Origin of the sequence: Marinobacter sp. M-5 (assembly GCF_032911545.1) — a bacterium.
Classification (GTDB): Bacteria; Pseudomonadota; Gammaproteobacteria; order Pseudomonadales; family Oleiphilaceae; genus Marinobacter; species Marinobacter goseongensis.
Window position 1 is genome coordinate 159145 of record NZ_JAWJEK010000001.1, and the last position, 25697, is coordinate 184841.

Annotated in this window: 25 protein-coding genes; 14 read left to right on the plus strand and 11 right to left on the minus strand. The window is 63.2% G+C overall.

Translation table 11 applies throughout. The annotated features are described in order from the left end of the window. Positions 1-181 precede the first annotated feature (181 nt). On the plus strand, positions 182-823 hold the full coding sequence (gene crp / locus R0125_RS00690; RefSeq protein WP_007153756.1) for a cAMP-activated global transcriptional regulator CRP: 642 nt from the start codon (positions 182-184) through the stop codon (positions 821-823). A gap of 29 nt (positions 824-852) precedes the next feature. Here the strand turns inward: crp and R0125_RS00695 are convergent, their stop codons facing one another. From R0125_RS00695 to R0125_RS00710, 4 genes are all read right to left on the minus strand, one after another. Next, on the minus strand, positions 853-1737 hold the full coding sequence (locus R0125_RS00695) for an alpha/beta fold hydrolase (protein WP_317236782.1): 885 nt from the start codon (positions 1735-1737) through the stop codon (positions 853-855). Between the two features lie 141 nt (positions 1738-1878). Beyond that, a complete protein-coding gene (locus R0125_RS00700) occupies positions 1879-2802 on the minus strand; it encodes a PEP-CTERM sorting domain-containing protein (RefSeq protein ID WP_317236783.1) in 924 nt (307 codons plus the stop codon). A 172-nt stretch (positions 2803-2974) separates the two neighbouring features. Beyond that, the gene (locus tag R0125_RS00705; RefSeq protein ID WP_317236784.1) at positions 2975-3883 is read right to left on the minus strand and encodes an alpha/beta hydrolase; all 909 of its coding nucleotides are present in this window, start codon (positions 3881-3883) and stop codon (positions 2975-2977) included. Positions 3884-3896: 13 nt separating this feature from the next. Further along, positions 3897-4859, minus strand: coding sequence for a sterol desaturase family protein (locus tag R0125_RS00710; RefSeq protein WP_248181572.1), 963 nt, complete (start codon positions 4857-4859; stop codon positions 3897-3899). A 129-nt stretch (positions 4860-4988) separates the two neighbouring features. Here R0125_RS00710 and R0125_RS00715 point away from each other — a divergent pair, with 129 nt between their 5' ends. Then, positions 4989-5999 (plus strand): helix-turn-helix domain-containing protein, encoded by a 1011-nt coding sequence (locus R0125_RS00715; RefSeq protein WP_248181571.1) that lies wholly within the window; start codon positions 4989-4991, stop codon positions 5997-5999. Here R0125_RS00715 and R0125_RS00720 read toward each other — a convergent pair. After that, positions 5989-6726: a glutathione S-transferase family protein gene (locus R0125_RS00720; RefSeq protein ID WP_317236785.1), complete on the minus strand. Its 738-nt coding sequence runs from the start codon at positions 6724-6726 to the stop codon at positions 5989-5991. The two genes, R0125_RS00715 and R0125_RS00720, sit on opposite strands and share 11 nt — an antisense overlap. 120 nt (positions 6727-6846) lie before the next feature. On the opposite strand from R0125_RS00720, the gene R0125_RS00725 reads away from it, so the two are divergent. The 12 genes from R0125_RS00725 (at position 6847) to R0125_RS00780 (ending at position 18669) form a co-directional block, all read left to right on the plus strand. Continuing rightward, on the plus strand, positions 6847-7821 hold the full coding sequence (locus tag R0125_RS00725; RefSeq protein ID WP_317236786.1) for an META domain-containing protein: 975 nt from the start codon (positions 6847-6849) through the stop codon (positions 7819-7821). Between the two features lie 109 nt (positions 7822-7930). Then, positions 7931-9031 (plus strand): M14 family zinc carboxypeptidase, encoded by a 1101-nt coding sequence (locus tag R0125_RS00730; protein ID WP_248181568.1) that lies wholly within the window; start codon positions 7931-7933, stop codon positions 9029-9031. Positions 9032-9033: 2 nt separating this feature from the next. Next, positions 9034-9768 carry an alpha/beta hydrolase gene (locus tag R0125_RS00735; protein WP_317236787.1) on the plus strand — a complete coding sequence of 245 codons (735 nt, stop codon included), beginning with the start codon at positions 9034-9036 and terminating at the stop codon, positions 9766-9768. A gap of 88 nt (positions 9769-9856) precedes the next feature. Next, positions 9857-10474 (plus strand): glutathione S-transferase family protein, encoded by a 618-nt coding sequence (locus R0125_RS00740; RefSeq protein ID WP_317236788.1) that lies wholly within the window; start codon positions 9857-9859, stop codon positions 10472-10474. Between the two features lie 2 nt (positions 10475-10476). Then, positions 10477-11103 (plus strand): DUF4202 domain-containing protein, encoded by a 627-nt coding sequence (locus tag R0125_RS00745; RefSeq protein WP_317236789.1) that lies wholly within the window; start codon positions 10477-10479, stop codon positions 11101-11103. 71 nt (positions 11104-11174) lie between these two features. Continuing rightward, a complete protein-coding gene (locus tag R0125_RS00750) occupies positions 11175-11879 on the plus strand; it encodes a response regulator transcription factor (RefSeq protein ID WP_317236790.1) in 705 nt (234 codons plus the stop codon). Then, positions 11876-13225, plus strand: a complete 1350-nt coding sequence (locus R0125_RS00755) for a sensor histidine kinase (RefSeq protein WP_317236791.1) — start codon at positions 11876-11878, stop codon at positions 13223-13225. The genes R0125_RS00750 and R0125_RS00755 overlap by 4 nt, the downstream gene beginning before the upstream one ends. Before the next feature lie 110 nt (positions 13226-13335). Next, positions 13336-15309, plus strand: a complete 1974-nt coding sequence (locus tag R0125_RS00760) for a TonB-dependent receptor domain-containing protein (RefSeq protein ID WP_317236792.1) — start codon at positions 13336-13338, stop codon at positions 15307-15309. A 14-nt stretch (positions 15310-15323) separates the two neighbouring features. Then, a complete protein-coding gene (locus R0125_RS00765) occupies positions 15324-16466 on the plus strand; it encodes an ABC transporter substrate-binding protein (RefSeq protein ID WP_317236793.1) in 1143 nt (380 codons plus the stop codon). Next, the gene (locus tag R0125_RS00770; RefSeq protein WP_317236794.1) at positions 16463-17557 is read left to right on the plus strand and encodes an iron ABC transporter permease; all 1095 of its coding nucleotides are present in this window, start codon (positions 16463-16465) and stop codon (positions 17555-17557) included. Before R0125_RS00765 ends, R0125_RS00770 begins: the two co-directional genes overlap by 4 nt. Next, positions 17554-18330: an ABC transporter ATP-binding protein gene (locus tag R0125_RS00775; RefSeq protein ID WP_317236795.1), complete on the plus strand. Its 777-nt coding sequence runs from the start codon at positions 17554-17556 to the stop codon at positions 18328-18330. The genes R0125_RS00770 and R0125_RS00775 overlap by 4 nt, the downstream gene beginning before the upstream one ends. A 48-nt stretch (positions 18331-18378) precedes the next feature. Then, the gene (locus R0125_RS00780; protein WP_317236796.1) at positions 18379-18669 is read left to right on the plus strand and encodes a DUF2218 domain-containing protein; all 291 of its coding nucleotides are present in this window, start codon (positions 18379-18381) and stop codon (positions 18667-18669) included. Here R0125_RS00780 and R0125_RS00785 read toward each other — a convergent pair. Genes R0125_RS00785 through R0125_RS00810 form a run of 6 tightly spaced genes read right to left on the minus strand, consistent with a single transcriptional unit; the run spans position 18639 to position 25681 of the window. After that, positions 18639-19508: a sugar phosphate isomerase/epimerase family protein gene (locus tag R0125_RS00785; RefSeq protein WP_317236797.1), complete on the minus strand. Its 870-nt coding sequence runs from the start codon at positions 19506-19508 to the stop codon at positions 18639-18641. The genes R0125_RS00780 and R0125_RS00785 overlap by 31 nt on opposite strands. Continuing rightward, entirely contained in the window at positions 19505-20530 is a 1026-nt protein-coding gene (locus tag R0125_RS00790; RefSeq protein WP_317236798.1) for a DUF6005 family protein, read from the minus strand. The genes R0125_RS00785 and R0125_RS00790 overlap by 4 nt, the downstream gene beginning before the upstream one ends. Beyond that, complete coding sequence (locus tag R0125_RS00795) at positions 20530-20790, minus strand: phosphopantetheine-binding protein (RefSeq protein ID WP_317236799.1); 261 nt, start codon at positions 20788-20790, stop codon at positions 20530-20532. The genes R0125_RS00790 and R0125_RS00795 overlap by 1 nt, the downstream gene beginning before the upstream one ends. Beyond that, positions 20790-22106 (minus strand): AMP-binding protein, encoded by a 1317-nt coding sequence (locus R0125_RS00800; RefSeq protein ID WP_317236800.1) that lies wholly within the window; start codon positions 22104-22106, stop codon positions 20790-20792. Before R0125_RS00800 ends, R0125_RS00795 begins: the two co-directional genes overlap by 1 nt. 7 nt (positions 22107-22113) lie before the next feature. Next, positions 22114-23862 carry an IucA/IucC family protein gene (locus tag R0125_RS00805; protein ID WP_317236801.1) on the minus strand — a complete coding sequence of 583 codons (1749 nt, stop codon included), beginning with the start codon at positions 23860-23862 and terminating at the stop codon, positions 22114-22116. Further along, positions 23849-25681, minus strand: coding sequence for an IucA/IucC family protein (locus R0125_RS00810; RefSeq protein WP_317236802.1), 1833 nt, complete (start codon positions 25679-25681; stop codon positions 23849-23851). The genes R0125_RS00805 and R0125_RS00810 overlap by 14 nt, the downstream gene beginning before the upstream one ends. Positions 25682-25697: the final 16 nt, after the last annotated feature.

The window sequence follows — 25697 nt, forward strand, 5'->3', positions numbered from 1 at the left end:
TCGGCTGGTGCCGCGGCAGCCGCCAGCCGGTGGTGATCACTACGGTTTCAGGTTGCCGAAACCGGGCCTTCTTGTTATAAGTTGCGCTGATTATGTATAAAAATGAATAAACCCGCACGGAAAGCGGGGTATATAACAATCATCGGGATCCGCCAGTATTTGAGGAGGCATGACTCGCACTATGGCCACTATCGTCAAGCCGGTTGAGCAGAAAACCAAGCATCTGGATTACTTCCTTTCGCAATGTCACCGCCGGCGTTACCCCGCCAAGAGCACCATTATTTACGCGGGTGACAAAAGCGATTCGCTGTTTTATATCGTCAAGGGGTCGGTCACCGTCATCATCGAAGATGACGACGGGCGCGAAATGATCATGGCCTACCTGAACGCCGGAGATTTTTTCGGCGAGATGGGCCTGTTCGACAACATGGATTCCCGCAGTGCCTGGGTAAAGGCCAAAACCGAGTGCGAAGTCGCCGAGATCAGCTATACCAAGTTTCGCGAGATTGCCCAGCAGGACCCGCGGGTGCTGTACTTCATCGGCGAACAGATGGCGTCCCGCCTGCGCCAGACCACCCGTAAGGTGGGTGACCTGGCGTTCCTCGATGTGACCGGCCGGGTGGCGCGCACGTTACTTGACCTGTGCAAGGAACCGGACGCGATGACCCATCCCGACGGCATGCAAATCAAGATCACCCGCCAGGAAATCGGACGCATTGTCGGTTGCTCCCGGGAAATGGTGGGTCGCGTACTGAAAACCCTGGAAGATCAGGGGCTGGTGCGGGTCAAGGGCAAGACCATGGTGGTCTACGGCACCCGGTGACGCTCAGGCACGGCCTGATGCCCGCAGCCTCAGGTGCGAGTGGACTGCCGGGCAAATCCGTCGATCCAGCCGGCAATGGTATCCGGCTGGGTCAGCAGTACCCAGTGAGGCCCATCGATGTCCTTGCGGCTAAGCTTGCCGGTCCATTTCCCCAGATCCTCGAATAACTGCTCCCCCACGTAATTGTCCTGCTTCGGCACAATCAGCTGAACCGGGCAGTCTGCCTGCCTGGGCTCCGGTCGCAACAGGCGCGGCAGGAAATTGGCCCGGTACAGTTTCACCCCGTAGCGACCGTCATTGCGCTGGAAGTGACTGAAGTCTGCTTCGCTCACCTGTTCCCGCTTGCGCAGATAGTTCGGCCATAGCCGGTCGAGACCCGCGCGCCATGCGGTTTCCGGCAGCAACGGCAGCTGGAACATGGCCACATACCAGGAGCTCGCCAGTTGGCCGAGCACCTTGCGGGTGCCCCCCTCGCGAAGGCGGGTGACGTTGTTTCTCAGCCAGAACGCGACATGGTCCAGGCAGGGGCCGGATATGCTGGTGTAAGACAGAATGTGTGGCTTCAGCGGACCGTGGGTGACGGATTCCCAGCTCTGGATCGAGCCCCAGTCATGGGCAGCGAGATGGAACGGCCGATCCGCAATCACCGCATTGACCACGGCAGTGAGATCCTCCGCCAGGTGGCTCATGCGGTAATCCCGGGTGCGCGGAGGTTTGTCCGAACGACCGGCACCACGCACGTCGTAGCGGATGACGAAATAGCGGTCGACCAGTTGGGCGGTGACCTTGTCCCAGACGGTGTGGTTGTCCGGGTAACCATGGACCAGAACCAGTGGCGGGGCATCGGACGAGCCTTCGGTGGTCACGTACAGATTGACCCCGTTGCTGTTCACCCAGTGTTGCTGTGTCGCCATGGTTTACTCCTGATGCGTTGAATACGGTTTCAGGGCATCAGGTTAACGGGACAGGGGGGCGTGCGCTCGTGCTGAGCGGGCCAGATTGTTGGGCGGGACAACGCAGCGGGGCCCGCGGTGGTCACCGCGGGCCGAACAGCTTCAGGCGTGCTTGCGGCGACGTGCCAGGCAGACACCGGTCAGGCCGAGGCCCAGCAGTGCCAGGGTGCCGGGCTCCGGAACCTCGTTGACGGGCAGGTCAACGGTGTCCAGGGTTTCGCCCATCACGTAGGAGTAGCTCAGGTTGATCAGCTCTCCGGAGAACAGCGAGCCAATGTCGAAGGCCAGGCCGATGGCATAGTCGCCATTACCGTCGTTGGTGCCGGTAAGGTAGGCATCCGGATCGGTTGACCATGGCGCCGATACCGCAGTGTTGTGGACAGTGTCTGATTGGGTGTACAGGCCCAGTGTCAAGCCGGTGCTGGCGCCTTGGGAATTGACGAAATCCTCTGCCGCCACGCCAGTGACACCCCGGGTATTGATGGTGTCGTAGGAACCGTAGGAGTTCACGTCCGGATCCGGGTCAATCGCACGCACGAACTTGACGTCGGTCAGGTCCTGCAGGGCAGTGATGGTGGTCAGGACGTCCACGCGCTCATAACTGTCGTTGAAGGAATAGTTATGGCTGATGGTGAACCAGCTGCCGTACTGGCCTTCCCAACCCACCTGGTTGTCGAAGCTGCCGCCCGAGAGATCGACCGGGCCAGTCAGTGTCGAGATCTGGTTGGGGTAGCCGGAGTTGTTGTTGCCAACAGTGCCGGTCTGGGTGGATTTTACCCCGAACCATTCCCAGGGGGTGCCGGGTGTCAGGTAATCTTCCGGTCCCCAGCTGCGGGAGCCGGTGGGGTCGTGCATGATACCGGGGTCGGCGCTGCCGCCGGCGCCGAGTGTGCCGTTATCGCTGACCGCCGTGCGGACGAAATCGCCTTCCATCACAATGGGTGCCGCAACGGCAGAGCCGCCAAACAGCAAACCGGCCATGGCAAGTGTCTGGGGAATCAAGCGGGATGTTTTGCTCAAACGCATGTGTAACGTCTCCGTGTCATAGTGAATGCATTTCATGCGTTGCCACGGGTAGCAAATGTCAGTCCCGGTCGTGCTTATTGGAGGCCGGTCAATATCTTGGGAATCTTCGGAAGAGGTCGGTCCGACCCTGTCAGTGAGGGATATGTAAAATGGTCTGACAGTCGGTAACCGGTTATCGCGCGTACAGAGGCAGGGCCTGATAGACCGTCTGCCAGACCTCACTGGCGTTGGTCTCGTTGAGCATTTCGTGTCGGCCACCCGCGAACAGCGTCAGGGTGGAATCCCTCAACCCCGCCCGTTGCAGGGCAGTGCAATGGCGCTGTATGCCCTTGCCCATTTCCCCCACCGGGTCACAGTCACCGGCAATCATCCGCACCGGCAGGTCGTGGCGCCACGTCTGTGGATTGATCGACAGCATGCCCCCGATGAAATCCAGCCATAACCCGGTGGTGCACGGGAAGCCGCACAGCGGGTCGCTGGCGTAACGGTCGACCTGCTCCGGGTCACGGCTCAGCCAGTCGCATGCGGTGCGGTTGGGTTGGAACAGGCGGTTGAACTTGCCAAAGGTCATTCGCGCAACGGTCTGGCTGCGGTGACGTTTGCCGTAGCAGGTGGCGATGGACGCGATCAGGGCTTTTGAGGCCTGCAAATGGGGGCGGTGAATGCGGTTGGTGGCGCTGAGTATCAGCGTGTCGATGCCGGTGCCCTGGCTCTGTGCATGGCTCTGGGCGATGAACGAGCCCATGCTGTGGCCCAGCAGCGCCAGTGGGCGGTCCGGGTGGCATGCGCGGGCATGCTGGATGACCAGTCCCAGGTCGTCGGTTACCTTCTGCCAGCCGTGATCGTCGGCGTAGTGCCCCAGATCAGCGGACGGGCAGTGGCCGCCGTGGCCGCGATGATCGTAAGTGAATACGGCGACGCCGCGCTCGCTCAGCCAGCGGGCGAAGGGCGTGTATCGGCCGCTGTGCTCCGCCATGCCATGGGCAATCACCAGAGTGACGCCCGGGTCGGCGGGCTCGAAGGCGTTAACGTGGATCCGGTGGCCATCGGGGGCGCTCAGGCTGGCGGACTGCTCCGGCATGGTGATCTCCTTATCATTTTTTGTTGTCAGTGGCGCAGTCTAGCGAATCCCCGCTGGTTTCGGAACGCTCCCACTCCGGTGGCTGCCACAGGTGCTGAAGGCGGGCACCGATCCGGCCGGGTCGCGCCATGGCCCTGAACAGATCGACGTATTCGTGGGTCCAAAGCACCAGCAGATTGTGGGAGTGCACCGGGCGGGTAATGCCGTATTCCGGGGGATGATTGACATCTTCTTCAGCAAAGCTGCCAAACATCCGGTCCCAGACGATGAGCGTGCCGCCGTAATTGCGGTCGATATATCCCGGGTTGCGGCCGTGGTGCACGCGATGGTGGCTCGGGGTGTTGAACACCGCCTCGACCCAGGCCGGCAGGCGTTTGACCAGCGTGGTGTGGATGAAAAACTGGTACACCAGAGACAGCGCGTAAGCGACGCCGATCCACACCGGGTTGAGGCCGATCAGTGCCAGCGGCAGGTAAAACAGCCAGCCGCCATTGAAGATGTTGGTGGCATTCTGCCGCATCGCGGTGGAAAAATTCATTCGCTCGGATGAGTGATGCACCACGTGGGCGGCCCAGAACCAGCGCATGCGGTGGCTCGCCCGATGCATCCAGTAGAAGCAGAAATCCACAGCCACGAAGGTGAGAGCCGCCGTCAGCCAGCTCAGTTCAAGCTCAAACAGCCGATAGTGATAGCACAGGGCGTAAAGTGGGAAGGCGATGATGCCGGCGAACAACAGTTCGGTGACCTGGTAGCCCGCGCCAAGGGCGAAATTGCGCACCGCCTCACGGGTATCCATCAGGGCCGGGTCGTGGCGTATCCTCAGGTATTCCCATAGCGCGACGCCGATAAACACCGGAGTGGCCACCATAAAGATCAGTTGTCGTTCGTCCAGCGCCAGCCAGGGCGCGACGGCTTCCCAGAGGGGCAGCAGGCCGCTGCGTTCCAGCACCGTCAGCATCATGTCGTACAGGGCCATGGTCAGTTCCGCTCGTTGTGTTGTGTCGTGAAACCATTTTTGCCGGAAACCGCTGGAAAGAATTGACGATTTACGCCTCTAAATTGATAATTAACGCCAAATCTGAAACCTGCAGGAGCGTGGCAGCCGATGGCCAGAGTGATGAGGGTGACTGGCGCCTGGACCGGGCTGCTGAGCGACTGGCTTGATCAGCAGGGTCTGGCTGCCGATGCTCTGAGGCCGGAGCTGGCACGGTGGGCGGCGCAGGACAACGTGCCGGTGCCAGTCTGGCGGGATCTGTTGGCGCGTGGCCTGGCCCGCGGCGTGCTGGAAGGTGCCAGCCCGGTAGCGCCGGAGCTGGACGTGGGGGCCTGCGTGCGCCCCGGGCACGTGGGGGTGCTGGGTTATCTGGTGCTGGCGTCCGATACCCTGGGTGAAGCCATGCTGGCGTACCAGCGCTACGAGACCCTGTTTTACGGTGCCACCCTGGCGGAAATCGTGATCGAGGGGGAGTATGCGGAAATGCGCTGGCCACCCTCGGAAGACGAACTGGGGCAGCAGGCCGACGGCGCCGCCATAGCGGCACTGGTAACCTTTCTCAGACGTCAGATTGACGATCCGCCACCGCCCTCCGGCGTATCGTTCCTCGGCACGGTGAGTGAGGCCGCCGCCGAGGCTTATGAGCGGTTTTTCGGCTGCCCGGTACGCTGGAACGACAGCCACGTGCGGGTCTGTTTCCCGCTACAGTACCTGGGTACTCCCATGCCGCGGCGGGATCCGACCCTGAGGGCGTTGCTTGACCGGCAGGCGCAGGCGCTGTTGCGGGCGCTGCCGGGCAGTTCGGATACCGAACGACAACTGCAGCAGGTGCTGCTGAAGCTGCTGGCCGATGGCGAGCCCACGCTGGCCCGCGCGGCGAGAGCCATGTACATGTCACCGCGGACCCTGCAGCGTCGCCTGGCCGGTCACGGGATTTCCTGGCAGCAGTGGCTGGATCGCAGCCGGGAACAACTGGCCCGGAATTATCTGGCCGACACCTCCCTGACCCTGACGGACATTGCGCTGCTGCTCGGATTTTCCGAGCAGAGTGCCTTTACCCGCGCCTATCAGCGCTGGACCGGCACGTCGCCGGGTCGCGCCCGGCGGCAGGTCAGCGGTTAGCCTGATAGACCTTTTCCAGGGTCTGGAGTTGCGGTTGCCACTGCGCCAGCCACGCCTGAATGGCCTTGGGGATCCGCTTGCTGTTGGGCCAGGGCACCGGATATTGTGGCGGCTGGAACATGGGCGCAAACAGGCTGGCCGCCGTCAGATCAGCGCGGGAAAAGGCCTCACCCACAAGATAGGGCCGGGTGCTGTAGATGTCTGCCAGCTCCGTCAGTAACGCCTCCATAGTCTGGCTCGAGGTTTGCGCGGTTTTCTCGTTGATCTTCATCCACTTGCGCATGATTTCATCAACCCGGCTGAACGCCAGCCTGAGCAGGATGCGGTTGTAGAAAGGGGTTTGTGCCGCCAGCAGGGGAACCACAATCTTGGGGCGCTGCAGAAAGTGGTGGTAGGAGTAGCAACGTACCGCCGGCCCGGCTTCGTCGTCCAGTCGCTGCTCCCAGGCCAGCGCGGCCGCTTGGTCTTGCGGATTCGCGGGCGTGAGAGGGCGGTCCGGAAAGGTGTGATCCAGGTAATCCAGAATCTGTGCCGAGCCCTGTACAATATGGCCATCGTGATCCAGCACCGGCACCGAGGAGTCGGCGCGGGTGAGTCTGCGGATGGTGTTCACATGCTGACCCGGTAACAGGCTGTGGATTTCCGCGTTCAATCCTTTGTAGTCCAGTGCCCATCGAACTTTTTCGCAATAATGGGAAATGGCAAACTGATAGAGCTTCATGGTCATCGGGAACATCTCCTGGGCCGGGTGGAAGGGCGTCATTCTATCGTTAGCGTAATGAAACAGGGAGGCGTGCCCGTTCTAGAACGCACGCCAGACAAAAAAATGAACCTCAGGGAATGGTATATGATTCTGCACAAAACCGGATTGTCCATGGCCGCTGCCGCGGCTCTGGTGTTGTCCGCCGGTTGCGCCTCAACCGGCGATCACAACGGCCCCGCAGAGCTGGCGGCTACCCGAATGCACTGCGGCCAGACGGTCATTGATCTTGACTACACGCCATCCACCGGGCTTCTAGCGCTCACCCACGGGGGAACGCGTATCCTGATGACCCCGAGTGAAAGTGCCTCTGGTGCGCGCTTTGTGGCCAGCGGTGACGCACGCACGGTGTTCTGGAGCAAGGGTCAGACGGCGACGCTGTCGCTCAACGGTGAGGCGCTCCCGGAGTGCCTGGCGCCGGACGCCATCGAATCGCCCTTCATTGCCAAGGGTAACGAACCGTTCTGGCACATCAGCCTGGTGGGCAACGAACTGACCCTGAGTCGCATGGGTGAGGCCACCGAGACGCTGCGTTCCCGGGTGACGGAGCAGAGCGAAACCGGGCAGACCATTGTCGCCGAGCGTGACGGACTGAAGCTCCGTGTCGATGTCGCGCCGCAGTTGTGCACAGACTCCATGTCCGGCATGCCGCATCCCAACCAGGTGCGCTTGGCGGTGAACGGAGAACAGCTGGCCGGTTGCGGGGGCGATCCCGAGCGCCTGTTGCGGGGCGCGGAGTGGGTGGTTGAGGACATTGGCGGGGGAGGCATTATTGACAGCTCCCGCGTGACCATTGAATTTCTGGATGACAACCGGGTTGCCGGTCGCGGTTCCTGTAACCGCTACATGGGGAGCTGGAACCTGAGCGGAGAGGGGCTGTCGTTCAGCCGCATCGCCGGCACCCTGATGGCGTGCGCGCCGGCGCTGATGGAACAGGAACAGCGGTTTCTGGATCTGATGGCCGAAGTTAACCGGTTCAGCATCGGGCCGCACGGGGAACTGATCCTCAGTACCACGGGCGGTGACAACCTGCGGGCGTTTCAGTCCTCGGGCAAGCCATAATCCGCCAGAATGGCCTGCGTCCGCCCGGTCTCGCGCAGCCGGGCGGGCTGTCAAATAACTGCAGCATTTGCCGGGCATGCTGGAAGGTCGTCACGGACTGGAGCCAACGATGACCGAGCTGAAACAGCTGACCCCCCATGCCGCCATTCCCCGCGAGCAGTCAACACGTACCCGCCGGCAGCGGCATCTGCTGCGCACCTTCCTGCCGGAACTGGTATCGCTGGAGCGCACACTCGCGGAAGCGCCGGCGCAGGTTCGCACTCAGGTGGTGGATCGTATCGATGTGGGCCCGCAGACGCTGCCGATCTACCGGGTGGATCTGGGCACCGATGCCCCTGATGCGCCGGCGGTGGTGCTGGTGGGGGGCGTGCACGGTCTGGAGCGCATCGGCAGCCAGGTGGTGATGGCGTGGATGCGCAACCTGATGGCGCGGCTGAGCTGGGATGACTCGCTGCTGCGCCTGCTGGAGCGAGTCCACATTACCCTGTTGCCGATTCTCAATCCGGGGGGTATGTACCTGAACCAGCGCAGCAACCCCAATGGGGTGGATCTGATGCGCAACTCGCCGATTACCGCCCAGGACCGGAGCGCTTTCATGCTGGGCGGGCAGAAACTGTCGCCGCGGCTGCCCTGGTACATCGGTGAGCCGTCGACAGCCATGGAGCCTGAAAACCGGGCTCTCGAACACGTGATCAGCGGGCTGTTGCCCGGGCGACCGTTCAGCGTTGCGCTGGATTGCCACTCCGGCTTTGGCTGGCAGGACCAGATCTGGTTCCCCTACGCCTACCGGCGCCGGCCGATGCGCAAAATTGCCTCGGTGATGGCGCTGAAACTGATCTGGGAACAGGCCTGGCCTGACCATGATTACCGGTTCGAGCCCCAGTCCCGGCATTACCTGACCCACGGCGATCTGTGGGATTACTTCTACAAGCAGATCAATCGTGACAACACCGGAACTTTCCTTCCGCTAACCCTGGAGATGGGATCCTGGCGCTGGGTGCGCAAGCGGCCCCGGCAGTTGTTCCGGCTTGACGGGCTGTTCAATCCGCTGGTGCCGCATCGCCACCGGCGGGTATTGCGTAGCCATCTGGCGTTCATGGATTTTCTGGTGGACGCGGCGGCGAGCCACCGCAACTGGTTGCCGGAGGGCGCGGAGGAGTCCATGCTGAGAGAGGCTGCGATCATGCACTGGTACAGGGACAACCGATAACCATGCACTGGATTCTTCTGCGCGGTCTGACGCGGGAACAGGCACATTGGGGTGCGTTCCGGGAGCGACTCGAGCAGGCGTTCCCTGAGCATCACTTTCATGCCGTGGACCTGCCGGGTACCGGTGTGCACTTCCGTGATCCGAGCCCGGGCACCATTGCGGCCATCCGGGAGAGGGTGCAACACCAGGTCAGTCATATCCCCAAACCCTATGGTTTGCTGGCACTCTCCATGGGCGGGATGATCGCACTCGACTGGGCTCAGCACGTTTCGGAAGGTGAAATCCAGGCGCTGGTGCTGATCAACACCAGCAGTGGCTTCAGCCCGCCCTGGCACCGCATGCGCCCCGGCACCTGGCCACGGATTCTGAAAATGCTGGCGCGGCGGGAGCTGTTCGATCGCGAGGCGGATATCCTCAGATTGACCTGCAACCGGGAGCCGGAACTGGTCACCATGAAACACTGGTACAGCATTCAGCGCCAGCGTCCCGTTTCTGTCGGCACCGCATGGCAGCAGTTGCGTGCTGCAGCATCTTTCACCCCCAACCAACGCCGCCCATTACCCGACGCCCTGCTGCTCGCCAGCAAGGCCGACCGGATTGTTCACTGGCGGTGCAGCGAGGCTCTCGAACAGCGCTGGCAGTGGACCCTGAAATTGCACCCCACCGCGGGCCACGATCTGCCGCTGGATGACCCCGAGTGGATCGTTACACAGCTGCAGCAATGGCTCCCACGTTGATAGCGGTTGCTTGACGCAACCGGTCTTTCACGTCAGTCTCTTGGGAATTTTTCGACGTGATCACCCGCAGCAACGGAGCCCTAAAACGATGAAAATCTTCGAAACCAAAACCGCCCCGAATCCCCGCCGGGTACGCATGTTCATGGCCGAGAAAGGGCTGCTGGATAAAGCCGAGTTTGTGGAAATCGATATTCAGAAGGGGGAAAACCTGACGCCGGAATTCGTCGCCAGAAACCCGATGAAAAAAGTGCCGGTGATGGAGCTCGACGACGGCACCTGCGTGGCAGAAACCATGGCCATCTGCCGCTATTTTGAGGAAAGCTATCCTGCGGCGCCAAAACTGCTGGGGGAGACCGCACTGGAAAAGACACTCATCGAGCAGTGGCTGCGCTGGATCGAACTGTATTTCTTCATGCCGACGGGGATGTGTTTCCAGCACACCAGTGGTTATTTCAAGGATCGCATGAACCCGATCAAGGAATGGGGTGAGGAGTGCGGTGTGGGTGTCGAGAAGTTCATGCACTTTCTTGACCAGCACCTCGCCGATAAAGAGTACGTCTGTACCGACCGGTTTACCGCGGCTGATATCAACGCCTTCACTACCGTGGCGTTTGCGCGGGTGGTGAACATTCGGATCAAACCCGAGCACACCCATCTCCAGGCCTGGTTTGATCGCATCAAGGCCCGGCCCTCTTCGCAGGTATGACCATGAGCCACGACACCCACGCATCCGCCGCGCTGGCCTGTGCCCTGGAGGCCATCGACAAAGCCAATCTTGCCGACCCGAACCAGGAACAGCTGGGCGATGAGCGGCTGCCCAAGGAATACGCCTACAGTCAGCACATGACCCGCTGGCTGTTCGCGCTGGAGGCGGCGCCGTCTGAGCGCATGCAGATCGCCTGCCGCGCCCAGCACATCGAGCGCTGGACCCTGCCCCGCAAGGATTTCCCGGAGGGGCGCAAAGCCTATTACGAGTGGCGCCAGGCCTGTGGCCGCATGCACGGCCGGCGGGCAGCGGAGATCATGGCCGCCTGCGGTTATCCGCAGGCGGAGTGTGATCGGGTGGAAACCATTCTGACCAAGCGGGAACTGCGCAGGGACGCTGATACCCAATTGCTGGAAGACGTCGCCTGCATGGTGTTCCTCGAGCGCTACTTTGCCGATTTCTATGAGGAAAAAGCAGACTACGACCGCGAAAAATGGCTGCGCATCGTGCGCCGCACCTGGGGCAAGATGTCGCCGCGGGGGCATGAGGCAGCGCTGGCGCTGGCGGGCAATCTGCCGGCGCACCTGCTGGCCCTGTTGCAGGAGGCGCTGGCCGAACCGGAGGGCTGACGCGGGATTGCCAGGTGAAACGGATTTCCATATGATAATCGTTATCATATGAGTCGGGCTCGGAAGCTCTCATGGCAACCCCACAACGTCACACCGCCAGAATCCTGGTTATCGAAGATGACCGGACGCTGAACCAGCAAATCATTGGACTGCTCGAAACCCAGGGCTATCAGGCACAACCCTGCTATGAGGGCGAAGGCGGGCTGATGTCCGCCCTGGGGCAGCGATTCGATCTGATCCTGTTGGACGTGCTGCTGCCGCGGCTCAACGGGTTCGAGCTCCTCCAACGCCTCCGCAAAACCCATCAGACGCCGGTGATGATGCTCACCGCCTGTGGCGCCGAGGAAGAGCGCATCCGTGGCTATCGCGGCGGCGCCGATGATTACGTCCCCAAGCCGTTCAATTTCACCGAACTGGTGCTGAGGATTGAAGCGTTGTTGCGCCGCACCCGTGGTGCCAACGATCAGCGCGCCGACCCCGATCGGCTGTCCGTAGGCGAGCTCGACATGGCGCGCTCCGGGCTGGCGGTCTCCTTCCGGGGCGTGCCGCTGACCCTGACCCAGATTCAGTTCCGCCTGCTTTGGATTCTTGCCCGCCATCAGGGTGAAGTGCTGAGCAAGCCCTACCTGTACCAGGTGGTGCTGGAGCGTGAGTTCAGCCGTTACGATCGCAGCCTCGACATGCACCTGAGCCGGGTGCGCCGCAAACTGGTGGAGACCGGCATGGCGCCGGACCGCCTGCAGACGGTGCATGGCAAGGGTTACTGTTTCCTGTGAACCTGCGGTTGTTCTGGAAACTGTGCGGCACCCTGGCGCTGGGCACTCTGACGCTGTTCTGGACCCTTTCCTTCCTCGGCACCGAAACTGAGCAGCAGATGAGCTTCATCGCCGACCCCCACCAGCAAACCCTGAAGGCCTGGGGCCGCAGGGCCGAGCGGCTCCACCAGTCGGGCGACGAGGCGGCGCTGGCAGAGTGGCTCTGGGAGTTGCAGGCGCGGGAGAATACCTGGGCGGCGGTGGTGGCGTCCGAGGTCCGTCCACTGGCGGGGTCTGCCCTGTCAGAGCAGTTTCAGCAAGGCTTTCGGTTGGGGCGGAATGTTGAGTGGAAGATCCACCTCTATTTCGAGGAAAACCCCATCATGGATATGACCTTCGCCGATGGCCATACCCATTTTCTGGTGACTCTTCCCCTGCGCATGCGGCCCGGGGCCTATCTGCCCGGCGCGAGGTTGATGCTCAAGGTAGCGCTGCCGCTGGCCGTTCTGGTGCTGCTGTGCGTGGTGATCTACCGCCATATGATGGCACCTCTGCGCCAGCTGGAAGCGGCCACCCGTCAGTTCAGTGACGGTAACCACGGGGTTCGGGTACGGGCGCTGATGGGCTCGCGGAACGACGAGCTGACCGCGCTGGCGGATACCTTTGATCAGATGGCGGAGCGCACGGGGGAGCTGATCCTGACCCAGCGCCGGCTCATCGCGGAGTTGTCCCACGAGTTGCGCACGCCACTGACACGCATCGACATGGCCGTCAGCTGCATGGAGGAGGGCGTGGACCGGCACCATTTCGTGCCCCGCATCCGCAGCGACTGCGAGGCCATGCGCAGTCTGGTGGAAGACACCCTGACGCTGGCCTGGCTGGAAAACGAAAAGCCCAGTCTGAATGAAGACCGTCTGGACCTGACCGACTTGCTCGACAGCATTGTCAGCGATCTGCGCTATGAATACCCGGACCATGAGATCATCACGCGGTTTCCCGATCAGGCGGAGGTCACTGACAGCAGTCACCGGGCGTTGTCCCAGGCACTGGAGAACATTCTGCGCAATGCCTGCAAATACACCCCCCCAGGCGGGCGGGTGACGGTCTCGCTGCAACGGGACGCGGAGGGTTATTGCCTGACCATGGATGACGACGGGCCCGGTGTGCCGGAATGCCAGCTGGAACGGATCTTCAAGCCCTTCTTCCGCAGCGGTGAAGGTCAGGCGCGCCAGCCCGCCGGCCACGGACTGGGGCTGGCACTGGCGCGCCGTCAGGTCAGTGCGATCGGGGGCTGGGTGAGGGCCGAGAATCTGGCCGGCGGTGGCCTGCGCATGACCCTGTGGGTGCCCCGCTGCCGTCCTGACTGACGCCGGTCCTGCGGGGCATGTAACAAATGTAAAAGTGTTTCACTTTGTTCACTTGCTAAATGAGAATGCGCACCAAATAGGAATCATTTGCAGTAAACTACGGAGCGCACGTGAACAATCAGACCCCCCGCTGGAAGCAACACAACGCCCTCGTTGTCGCTGTGGCATCGTTGGCCGCAAGCCCCCTGGCGTTTGCCCAGACTGACACCCGCTCGCTCGAGCCGATTCAGGTCACCGCAGAGCGTGAGGCCGCCGGCACCGACGCAGTGGTCACCGATCAGACTCTGGAGAATTACCAGGCCGATGACCTGGAAGACGTTTTTGCCGGACAACCGGAGGTATCGGTGGGCGGCTCCCTGGGCATTGCCCAGAAAGTCTATGTCCGCGGCTTTGAAGATCCGCTGCTCAACGTATCCATTGATGGCGCCGGCCAGGGTGGCAGTCTGTTTCACCATACCGGTCGGCTGGCCATTGAGCCGGAACTGCTCAAGCAGGTGGAGGTGCAGACCGGTGCCGGCCGGGCTAACTCCGGTCCGGGGGCGCTGGGCGGTGCCATCCGCTTCGTGACCAAAGACCCGGAAGACCTGTTGCGGCCCGGTGAACAGGCCGGCGCGCTTGTCAAGCTGGGTTCTTTCAGCAACACCGACGGTTACAAGGTCAGTTCCACGCTGTTCGGCCGCCTGACGGACCGCTGGACCGCGCTGGTGACCCTCACCCAGAGTGACCACGAGCGTTTTGAAGATGGCGACGGCAATGACGTTGCCGGTACCGAGGCGCGTCAGCAACTGGGCTTCGCCAAGCTGGTGGGCCAGTTGCCGGGGGGCCAGACCCTGAAGCTCAGCCACGAAGTGCGCAAGGACGAAGGCGAGCGCCCCCAGCGCCCGCAGTGGATCGTCAGCGGCTTCAACGCGCTGTATGACCTGGATGGCCGCCGTGACACCACCACCCTCAACTACGGCATCCGCCCGTCCGACAGGCCGCTGCTGGACCTGGGTGCCACCGTGTACCACAGCGAGAGTGATATCGAGCAGAACGTGGAGGACCGCTGGGGTCGCTACTTCGGTTTTGCCCGCAGCATCGGCGGCGATGTGCACAACACCAGTCGGCTCGGTGATGTGGCGGTGACCTATGGCGTGGATTACCGCGAGGACAAGGTCAGCGCGGGGTACGCCGATGACCGCCGCGCCGAAGAGGAAAGCGCGGACGTCACCGGCGTTTATCTGCAGAACGACTGGGACGTGACCCGCAACCTGCTGCTCAGTGCCGGCGTGCGTTACGACCGCTACCAGCTGGATGACAACAGCGACCAGCGCTTCGAGGAAGAGGGCGTCAGCCCCAACGCCAATGTGAGCTGGGAAGCCCTCGACGGCCTGGTGCTCAAGGCCGGTTATGCCGAAGCTTTCCGCGGCCCGACCACCCACGGCGCCTTCAAGCTGGAAGGTTCCAGCAACGATCCGGATCTGGAAGCGGAAGAAGCCCGCAACACCGAAATCGGCTTTGACTACACCTACCGCAACTTCTTCCTGTCCGGCGAGGTGTATCGCTCGCACATCGACAACGCCATTGCTGACCCGCTGTTCGGCCCGATCCGTTACGAGAACGTGGGCGACCTGGAATCCGAGGGCTTCCTGATTTCGACCGGCTACGACTGGCAGCGTCTCAGTGCCGGACTGAGCTTTCACCAGAACGACGCCGAGATCGACGGCGAGCCGCTGACGGTCTACGAATTCAACGGTCTGGGTAACACCATCGGCGACACCTGGGTTGCGGATCTGGCCTATCGCTGGGACCGCAATCTGGAGTTCGGCTGGCAGGCGCGGTTTGTGCAGGGCATTGACGATCTGGAGACGTCAGTGGGTGAGATCGACAAACCCGGGTACGGTGTCCACGATCTGTTCGTGCACTGGCTGCCCACCGGCAATGACGACCTGCGCCTGACCGTGACTGTGAAGAACGTCGGTGACAAGCAGTACCTCGACCACGCCAGCAACGCCGACTACCAGCACCTGCCGGATTACGAGGGCATCGTCGGTATGCCGGAACCTGGCCGGGATGTCCGGGTGGGTCTGGCCATGCGGTTCTGAGGTCTGGAATGCCGATGAAACGGATAAAGGCCGCCCTGTTGGGTGGCCTGCTGCTGCTGCAGGCCGGGCTGGCAGACGCTGGCCGAACCGTCACCGATCTGGCCGGGCGCACCGTTACGCTCCCGGATCGGGTAGAGCGCATCGTGCTGGGTGAAAGCCGGTACATCCCGGCGCTGGCGATCCTCGACGGCGATGCTGTGGTGGAGCGGCTGGCGGGCATGCTGCCGGATTTCGAGCAGACCGACCCGGCCGGCTACCGGCAATATCGTGAGCGGTTTCCGGCGATAGCCGAGGTGCCCCGGGTCGGCCACACCTCTGCCGACAGCTTCAGCCTCGAGACCGTTGTCGCCATGGACGCTGATCTGGCGATCTTCAGCCTGGAAGGTCATGGCCCGGCCGCCCGCAACCGTGAGCTGATTGATAGCCTGGAGCGGGCCGGCGTTGCCGTGGTGTTCATTGATTTCCGCCAGGACCCACTGACGAACACACCGAAAAGCGTGGCGTTGCTGGGCGAGGTGCTGGGTCGAACCGACAAGGCGGAAGCGTTCAATACCTTCTACCGCAACGAGTTGGCGAGGGTGACGGACGCGGTGTCCGGCATTCCCCGGCGGCAGTGGCCGGGGGTGTTCCTGCACAGCCGCGTGGGACTGCACGACACCTGCTGCGAGACCATGGTGCACGGCATGATGGGGCGGTTCATCGAGGCCGCTGGCGGCCGCAACGTGGCGGCCGAGCGGATTCCCGGTGTCAGCGGTGTGCTCAATCTGGAGTACCTGCTGACCGATCAGCCCGACATTTACCTGGCCACCGCAATCGGCTCCCTACGCTACGCCGAAAGCGACAGCAAGCAACCCTACGTGGTGTTGGGCGCCGGTGTCGAAAGCTCCACCGCGCGCCATTCTCTGGCCCGCGCCACCGATCGCCCGGGGCTGCGGGCGCTGGCTGCGATTGAGGAACAGCATGCCTTTGCCATCTGGCACCATTTCTACAACACCCCGCTGAACGTGGTGGCGGTGCAGGCGCTGGCACGCTGGTTCCATCCTCAGCAGCTCGCGGATCTGGACCCGCAGCAGACGCTGGAGACCTTCTATCGCCGCTTCCAGCCGGTGGAACTGGACGGCACCTACTGGGTCGAGCTGGCGGAGCCGGCGCCATGACCCCGGGCAGCGCCGGTGCGGAACCCTGTCCGCCAGGGACCACCCATGGCGGCGACCTGGCCGGCCAGTACCGCCGTTTTGTGCTGCGCCGTGTGCTCTGCCTGGGCTTGCTGGCGTTGGCGACGGTGGTGGCATTGTTGGCGGATATCGCCACCGGCCCATCGATGCTGGGTCTGGCCGACGTCTTCCATGGCTTGCTGAACCCGCAGGCACTGGACGCCGGCACCCGCGTCATCATCGAGGATATACGCCTGCCTTATGCCCTGATGGCGGTAGTGGTGGGGGCCTGTCTGGGGCTGGCCGGGGCTGAAATGCAGACGGTGCTGAACAACCCCCTGGCCAGTCCGTTCACCCTCGGGGTCGGGGCGGCCGCGACTCTCGGTGCCTCCCTGGTGATTGTCTTCAACGTTTCCCTGTTCGGCCTGGCGGCCCACATTCTGCTACCGCTGTCGGCGTTCGTGTTTGCCGCCGTGGCGTCGCTGCTGATCCTGCTGCTGTCCCGGACCCTCGGTGCCTCCGTGCATTCGGTGGTGCTGTTCGGTATTGCCCTGCTGTTCGGTATCAACGCCGTGGTGGGACTGATCCAGTTTGTTGCCGATGCCGAGTCACTGCAGCAGATCGTGTTCTGGACCATGGGCAGTCTCGCCCGGGCCACCACCGACAAGGTGGCGATCGTGGTACTGATCCTGGCGCTGTGTCTGCCGTTCTCGCTACGCAACGCCTGGGCCATGACCCTGCTGCGCAGTGGCGAGGACCAGGCCCGCAGCCTGGGCATCCGGGTCGAGCGTCTGCGGCTGGTGGTGCTGATGCGGGTCAGTCTGCTCACCGCGGCGGCCATGGCTTTTGTGGGGGAGATCGGTTTTATCGGGCTGGTGGCGCCCCACATCGCGCGGCTGCTGCTGGGGGAGGATCACCGCTTCCTGCTGCCGGGCAGTGCCCTGGCGGGCGCGGTGCTGCTGTCACTGTCGTCGATCTGCAGCAAGATACTGGTGCCGGGCGTGGTGCTGCCGGTGGGGATCGTCACCGCGCTGGTGGGCATTCCGCTGTTTATGGCGTTGATCATTGGCCGTAGCCGGAGGGCATCGCTGTGAGCCTGCAACTGAGCTACATCACTGCCGGTTACCGCCGGCGCCCGGTCTTCCATGATCTGTCCCTGACGCCGATCCATCCGGGTTCGCTGGTGGCGGTGGTGGGCCCCAACGCGGTGGGCAAATCCACGCTGTTGAAGTCCATTGCCGGCTTACTGCCGGTGGCCGGGACACTCACGCTGGATGGCGAGGAGTTGACGGGCCTGAGCGGCGCACGTCGGGTCCGTGACATCGGCTACCTGCCCCAGACATTGCCTCAGGCCATTCCGCTGGTGGCCTATGAAACGGTATTCAGTGCCTGCCGCGCGGCGCGGGCTGACTGGTCCCGCGAGCAGACCGAACAGGCCATCGAGACCGTGTTCGCCACCCTGGGCATTCGTGATCTTGCGTTGCGGAGTCTGGCGGAGATGTCCGGTGGCCAGCGCCAGATGGTCGGGCTGGCGCAGGTGCTGGTGCGCCAGCCGGGTCTGATGCTGCTGGATGAGCCCACCAGCGCCCTCGATCTGCACTGGCAGTTGAACGTTCTCAACGCGGTTCACGCAGCGACGTCGCAACAGGGCGCCATTGCCCTGGTGGCGAGTCACGATCTGAATCTGGCGTTGCGTTTCTGCGACCAGGTGCTGGTGCTGTCGCCCGGCGGGCACGCCTGCCTCGGCACGCCACAGGAAACGCTGACGCCGGCATTGCTGGCCCGGACCTATGGCATCGAAGCGCGCATCGAACGCTGTTCCCGTGGCCACCCCATTGTGTTGGCGGACCGGCCTCTGGCGCCGTGAGCGCCGCTGCCGGCGGCTGAAATCCAGAGCTTTTCAGGAGACGAAACCATGCAGGAAATGAGCGCCACTGTCGCTACCCCCGAGCCTGGCCGGTTGATCAACCGGCTGTGCAAACATTTCAGCCACAAGATTGACGCCCACTGGACCACCGACACCGGCTACCTTGGCTTTTCCATTGGCGAATGCCGGTTGGCTGCGGAGGGAGAAACGCTGACGCTGATCTGTCAGTCTCCCTCCAGTGAGGAGCTGGATGAGCTGGGCGAGGTGTTGGCTTCACACCTGGTGCGATTTGCCCGCAACCAGGTGACTCAGGTGCCGTGGCACGCCAGCGGGGCCTGAGTTCTGCCCGCCTTGTTGGTCAGCTCCGCCCGCAACCGCGTCAGGTCGCTTTGCAGCACCCGCTGGCAGTCCGGTCCGAACCACTCCAGAGAGGCATCGAGACCGCTGGGTTTCGGCTGCTGCGCCAGGAAGGCAAGCAGCGGGCGGTAATCGCAGGCACCCTCAAGCAGCGGCACCATGCCCTCGCGGCAGCCCGCCGGGGAGTAGACGTTGGCCGGTGCAAACACCGGCAGCTGGCTGCGCTTCTGGATATTCTTGAAATGGAAGTGGCGCACCCAGGGCCAGAGCTGATGCAGGGCCTCCAGCGGATCGGCCCCCGATTCCCACACATGCAGAACATCGAAGTTCAGTCCCAGCGCAGGGTGATCCACCGCCGTCATCAGATCGACGGTGGCCTCGACAGTGTCCGCCAAGGTGCCGGGGTGGGTTTCCACGATCAGCTCAAGGCCTTCGTCTGCCACGCAGTCTGTTAACTGGCGCAAGCGGTAAGCAAGCGCCGATCGATCCGCAGCGTTCAGGGCAGTACTGGCCTGATGGCCGGCAAACGTCCGTACCTTGCCGGCGCCCCAGTGTCCGGCGATGGTGCAGAGCTGGCGGGTGCGGGCCAGGGCATCCGCGCGGGAACCCTCAAGCGGCAGGTAGTCGCTTACCATGGGAATGGTCAGCCCCTGGGCGCGGATCCAGGCACGATCATAACCGGGCTGATCCTGCAGGTGACGGGCGTGCACGCCCCAGAGCTCGATGCCGTCGAAGCCGATGTGGCGGGCCCAGTGTGCCAGTTCGGGCAGGGAGGTCAGGTGGTGGCGGAACGAAATGGTGCACAGGTGCAACGGCATCATGGCATTGGCTCCGTGGCCGGGACCAACGTTGTGGTGGTTTGCGGCAGCGGGTGGTCTGCCGGCCGGGCTTGCCACCACTGATCGAACAGGTCGCTCAGTGCCTGCTTGATGCGGTATTCGCGCTGGTCCTGCTCGTCCAGCAGGGCGTCGATGGTGCCAGCCAATGCGCGGTTGCCCGTCATCGCCAGCTTCATGGCGCGGTACTGCAGTCGGGTGTAGGTTTTCACCAGCCGGTCGATCTCCTCGCACCAAGCCTCGAACCGGCCATCCCCCTCGGCCTGACGGCCCTGGTCTTCCAGCAGCCAGGCAAAAGCGTGCTCATAGGCGTACTTGCGAATCGCCATCACCGGAATTTCCCGAAAGGCCTGGGGCAGGTCCGCCAATGGCTGTGTTGCCGTGGCGCCGACGTGGGCGCGGAAGATGGTCCGCAGCGCCCCGGTGAACGGATTGTGGTCCCGTTTCATGCACTGCAGGAAATACGCGGCGACGGTTTCCCGGGGGCTGTGCCGGACATCCAGACCATCGAATATGAAGCCACCGGCGGCGGCTGGCGAGCGCACCGCGTCGAGAATGCGGGCCCGCGGCAGAACGCCCTGCCAGCGGAAATCCGGGTCTGACATGAACCATTCCTCCGGGTTGTCGGTGGTTTCCAGCATGACGTAGTGGGGGAAGGGGTTCTGGTGAAACTTGTTCTCCCGTTCCGGCAACCGGTACAGGTCGAGCATCACCATCACATGCTGGTGCTCCGTGCGGTTTTCCACCAGTTCCACCAGCCGGGTGAGGTTGGTCTCTTTGTCTGCGCCGGCGTCATACCACTCCTCGATGGTGATGCCGTAAAGCAGCCGGTACCAGTCACGGAACCCTTCATGGCGGGTGTGTGGGGAGTGGTAGGACAGCCGGTGCTGGTCGTCCACTGAAAAATCCGCGTCCCAGACGCCGAAGTAGAAGGGCCGGTGATCGACCCCGGGTGTGCGTTTGAGGATCTCGCACACACAACTGACAAAGCAGTGAACCTTGATCATCAAGCGGTCTCCATATCCATGGGTTGCAGCAGCTGTTGCAGGTCGGCAACGGTGGCCAGCTCAGTGGCCAGCAGAGCCTCTTCGGGAACGCACAGGCGATGCTCGAGCTCCAGGTGCACCAGCAGTTCCAGCAGCATGATTGAGTCCAGAGCCAGGTCCTCGTTCAGACGGGCGTCCGGGGCGAACGCGTTCATCCGCGCCGCGGGCAAATGATGTCTCAGTGCGGTGGCAATCGCGGTCAGTTCCGTGGGCTCAGGCATCAGGACACCACCTCCGTTCGGGTTTTCGATTCGGGCTGCGGTGCGAGCAGGCGGCGGCGGATCTTGCCGTTGGCCAGCCGGGCGATCAGCTCAACCTGTTCGAGGATCACCGGTACCTGGTGGGGCGACAGCTGGTCGCGGCACCAGTGCCGCAGTGCCTCGGTATCCAGTTCACGGCGTGCCACGAAACGCAGACAGACCCGTTCGCCGGCGTAAGGGTCTGGCTGTTTGTAGGCCACCGCGTCGGTGATATCCGGATGGCGAAGGAACACATTCTCCACATCACCGGGGTACACGTTGATGCCCGCCACGTTGATGGTGTCGTCCATCCGTGCCAGGAAATTCAGCTGACCCTGCGCATCCAGATACCCCAGATCGCGGGTATGCACCGGCAGGTCCGGCTCGGCATCGTCCCGGTGCACGGTCACGCGGATTTCCTCCGGGGCATCGGCGCCGGCGCCGGCGGTTACGGTCAGGTGTGAAAGCACCTGGCCCAGCAGACCGGCGTGTTGCACGTGGGTGGTGAGGGCAATACAACCCGCCTCCGAACAACCGTATTGCTGGCACACCCGGTGGCTGCGATGGTTCAGGGTGTCCAGCAGCGGTGCCGGCAGTGTCGCACCGGACAGCATCACGGTATGAAACGCCTGCTCCGGAGGCAGCATGCGCACCAGCAGCGTCACCAGGGTGGGCGAGGCGTACAGCAGGTGCGCCGGAGATTCACGCAGAACCCCGAGAATGAAACGGGGATTGAGATTGGTGACGATCCGCGGCAACACGCCCCGGCGCAGCCCCGCGAGAAAACCACAGATCAGCCCGTAGGAATGGGTCACCGGGCAGGCCACGATGGGCGTGAGGCCGTCGGCGTCGGTGAACTGCCGGACGTAACTGTCGAGCTCCCGGTCAATATCGGTCCAGCGCCGGGCAATGGTTTTGGGGCGGCCGGTGGTGCCGGAACTGAGCTGGATCAGTTCGCCTCCGCCGGGCTTGGCGTCCGCAGCGGGGGGCGTGGTGTGGCAGGTCTCGAGCCCGGCGCCATCTCCGTACAGCAGGTAGTGGCAGCCGGTGCTGGCGGCCAGGTCGCGGGCGGCGGCCCGCGGCGTCCCCGGGTGTATAGGCAGCGCGCTGCCACCGTGATTCTTGAGGTGCAGGCACAAGGCCAGCCACTGGAAACAGTCGCTCAGACACACCGCCAGTCGCAGCCCGGCCGGCTGCGCCAGTGGCGGGTGTGCGGCCAGGGCCGCGACGGCGCGCTCGCAGTCTTCCCGGGAGTATGGGGTGTTATCCACGAAAAACAGGGTGTCGTCGGGTGTCACAAAAACCTCAGTGGTTGTTCAATGAAGGTGTGTCGCGCCGGGCCGCCAGCGCGTTGGGAATCGGGTGGTGGCATTCCCCGGCGCCCGGCCCGCGTAATGTGCGGGTAAGCAAGGATTCCGTAGCGATGGGGTTGCGGTGGTGACCCACCTGCGCCAGCCGGGCAGTCAGCTCCGGGTGGCGCCGCGCGTAACCGTCAAGGCAGTGGCGGACCTGCGCCCAGACCACCGCTTCCGGAACCTGATAGTGGATTTCGAGCACCTGTGCCAGTTCACTCAGGTTGAACACGAACAGCGTGTCCATCACCAGTTCCCGCAGCGCCTCCACCTGCCCCATGCGGTAGTAGCGATCGTCCGGGGCGTCGTCATAAAACGCCTGGCGGTCGCCAAAGCTGGGGCCTGCGGCATCCGGTGGCAGAAAATCCGCCACGTATTCCACGCTGTCGTGGAAATCCCGCAGCATCAGCGCCACGGGCCAGCCGCCCCGCATTACGATCAGACTGTTCTGGGCATGAGCCTCGATACCGATGCCGTGGGCGATCAACAGGTGCCATACCGGCAGAACCAGGGTGTCGATCAACGCCTCCAGCCAGGGCATCACGCCGTGGAGCTGCAGCCACGGATCGATGAAGGGCAGGCCATCCGCCTCCAGCATCGACAATGCGTTCATCGGTATCGCCCGCTCTCCGGTGTGCAACTGGCGATCAATCCCCAGCCGCCAAATGCTGCCCAGCGCGCCGGCCAATCCGCTTTGCTCTGTGGGCTGACCGCCGTGACCGGTGTAAATCAGGCTGGCGTACTCTGGCAACAGGCGCAGCGGATACGGTCTGACGAAGTGGTCATCACCGGCGACAACCGTTTGCAGCCAGCGTGAAATCTGCGGTGCGGAAGGCACCGAATGGGGTTCCAGGTGGCGGCGGGACGAGGTGTTACCGATGCCGAGGGAGAGCTTGACGCTGGCTTGCCCCGGTCGACTGGCGTTGAACAGCGATCGCACTGACTGGCTGGCCCGGTAGCGATCGCCGAGGGGGCCGAGGTGGAGTGCATCGCCACGGGCCAGCGCCGGCGCCAGGGTGGTGGTTTTCAGGTGTCGCCATTGCCACGGGTGCACCGGCAGGGCGCAGTAGTCTTGCCAGTTGGCGCCAACGCGGTTGAAAGCTGCCCGCAGCAGATAGGCGGTTTCGGTGCCCAGTTCCCGCTGCCAGAACGTCTCTTCGGCCACCGGCAAGTGCGCCAGGCACTGATCACGGCGAACCGCCAACCAATGCAGTCGGAAACAGCGGCCGGACTCGGGACCGTAATGCCGTTGTTCTTCCCGACTGAACCCGCTCCGCGCCTTGAAACACGGATGGTAGGGATGGCCCTCGTGCAGTGCGCTGTCCAGCGCCTCGGCCCCAAGCGCGCGTCGATCCCGGTGCGGAGGGCTGGCAGCACTGTTATTGACAGTGGCCTGCAGCTCCCTGAGCAGCACGGTCCGTTGTGCTTCCGTTGCTGGCAACTGTTCGCTGAGCACGGCCAGGTCTGCCGGCACTGCACGGCCCTTGAGGGTCAGCGACAGGCTCGCGGTGTTCAGTTGCACGCGGCCAAACCCACGGATTCGTCCCAGGCATTCGCCGTTGAGCTCGCCCATCCGGAAGCGCAGCAACTGCCAGGAGCCGGATGTCGAATCGGTACAGCACCAGGGGATCAGCCCCTCGAAGAGAAGTGCTTCCAGCAGTTGGCGAACGACCCGGCGGGCAACTGACTCAGGCGACGTCATGTTGGTGTGGGCCTGTTATCGGGCACTCCCGGGTTTTGCTCCGGTCGGCGAGGGTCTTGTATAGGGGGTTGGGGATGCTGGTGTACACCGCCATTTCCAGCTCTGCGTTCAGCTCGTCCACATCGTGCACGCGAGTGAGCAGGTTGCCCTTGTAGGGCAGGCGGGCGTCGCTCAGTAGCATCGCCACCAGCGGCCGTGCCGGGCCCTGAAAGTGGGTCAGCCAGGTTTTGAGGGCATGACGCAGCAGATCCAGCAACTGGGACTCAGCCAGCAGGCCATCCTCACCAAACCGTGCGATCACCGAGAACAGCTGGTTGACCACCAGGTAGTAACAGAAGCGGTCGCGGATCATGGCATCGCGATAGAACAGCTCGGGGGTTTGGGCCAGCTCCGGGCAGAGCGCCTGGAGTTCCTCTCGCCGACTCTCTGACAGGTAGTAACCCTGGTTGTCGCGGTAGTAGTAACGGGAAGGGTAACCCGAGCTCAGGTCCAGCAGGCTGTTCTGCTGGTGGGCCTCAAGGGCGATGCCGTGGTCGTCATAGAGCCTGAGGGCGGGTTCTATGGCGCAGCTCAGATACTGGCGGAACCAGTCGCGACTGACTGCGGCGAGGCTGCGGCTCTCGTTCAGCGCCAGCCCTTCGATCAGGGTGCGCAACCGTGAGGTGTGATTGGAGAGTGGATCCTGGGTCAGGGCCGCCACCGACAGGATGCCCCGGTCCCGGCCACGATAGAACGGGTTGTCCCTCAGGATGACTTCGAAACCGCTTTCGCTCCGCCCTGGCAGGCGCACCGTCAGATAGGCGGGGTCCTGGATCATCTGGAAGCGGGGCTCATGATCGAGGAAACCGGTCTGTTCGATCAGGCGCGCCATGACCACCCCGGCGCGGAGCTCGTGGTGTTTGTTGACACGCAGGGAGTTGGTGACCTTGACCGGAATGGAGAACTTGAGCATCCAGTCGCAGTCCTCACAGTACAGCGTGCGAACCGACGAGGTGGCGGTGAACGACGGCCCCAGCGGGCCCAAAGGTTGAATATCGCCATTGGCGATGGCGGCCATGATGGCTGGTTGGCACAGCAGCCACTGCGCCTGCAGCGGGTGAGCCGGCACCAGAACCTGATCCTCGGCTAGCTTCAGCGGGGCCTGGCCACAGGCAGCGGTAGCCTCCACCATGGCCGTGGCGCTGAGGTTGCCGTGCCCAGCCTGGATCACCAAATTCCGGTGCACGGAAAAAAACTGGAGCTGGAAACGGCCCGCCAGTTCCGGTGCGTAGCTGGCGTGTTGCCACTCTGCCAGGCCCTGTCGGCTCTTGGGCGTGGGGTGGGTGGTGTGGCCGAACAGCAGGGATTGCTCACCGTCGATGAAATGGTCCGAACGCAGGCGGGGGTCGCTACGGCGGGCGCCGACGTAGCGCGCCATCACCTGATAGCTGTCCGCCAGTCGATACAGTAGCTCCAGCTCCCGTGACCGGCATAACTCCGGCACCATGCCGCCAATCAGTGCGTACAGCTCACGCACCAGCATGAACATGGCCCGTTCCGGTTCCAGCGTGCTCCAGCTGAGTCGACCGGCGTTCCAGAGTCGGATCTGACCAAAGCGATGGCGGCCGGCCATGGAAAAGTACACCACGTCCACCGCCAGTCTCGCGCGCTGGGTGTTCAGGGCCAGCAGGCAGACATGGCTTCCCTGGTAGTGGCCGGCGGGATCATCGGCCCAGTCGGCGGGATGGTACCACTGCCCGCTGTCCACTTCCTGCAGATAGCAGTGCAGAAACGCGCGGAAACTGGCGTGTTCGGCAATGGCTCTGGCCGACGGTCCCATGAAGATACCCCGTGAT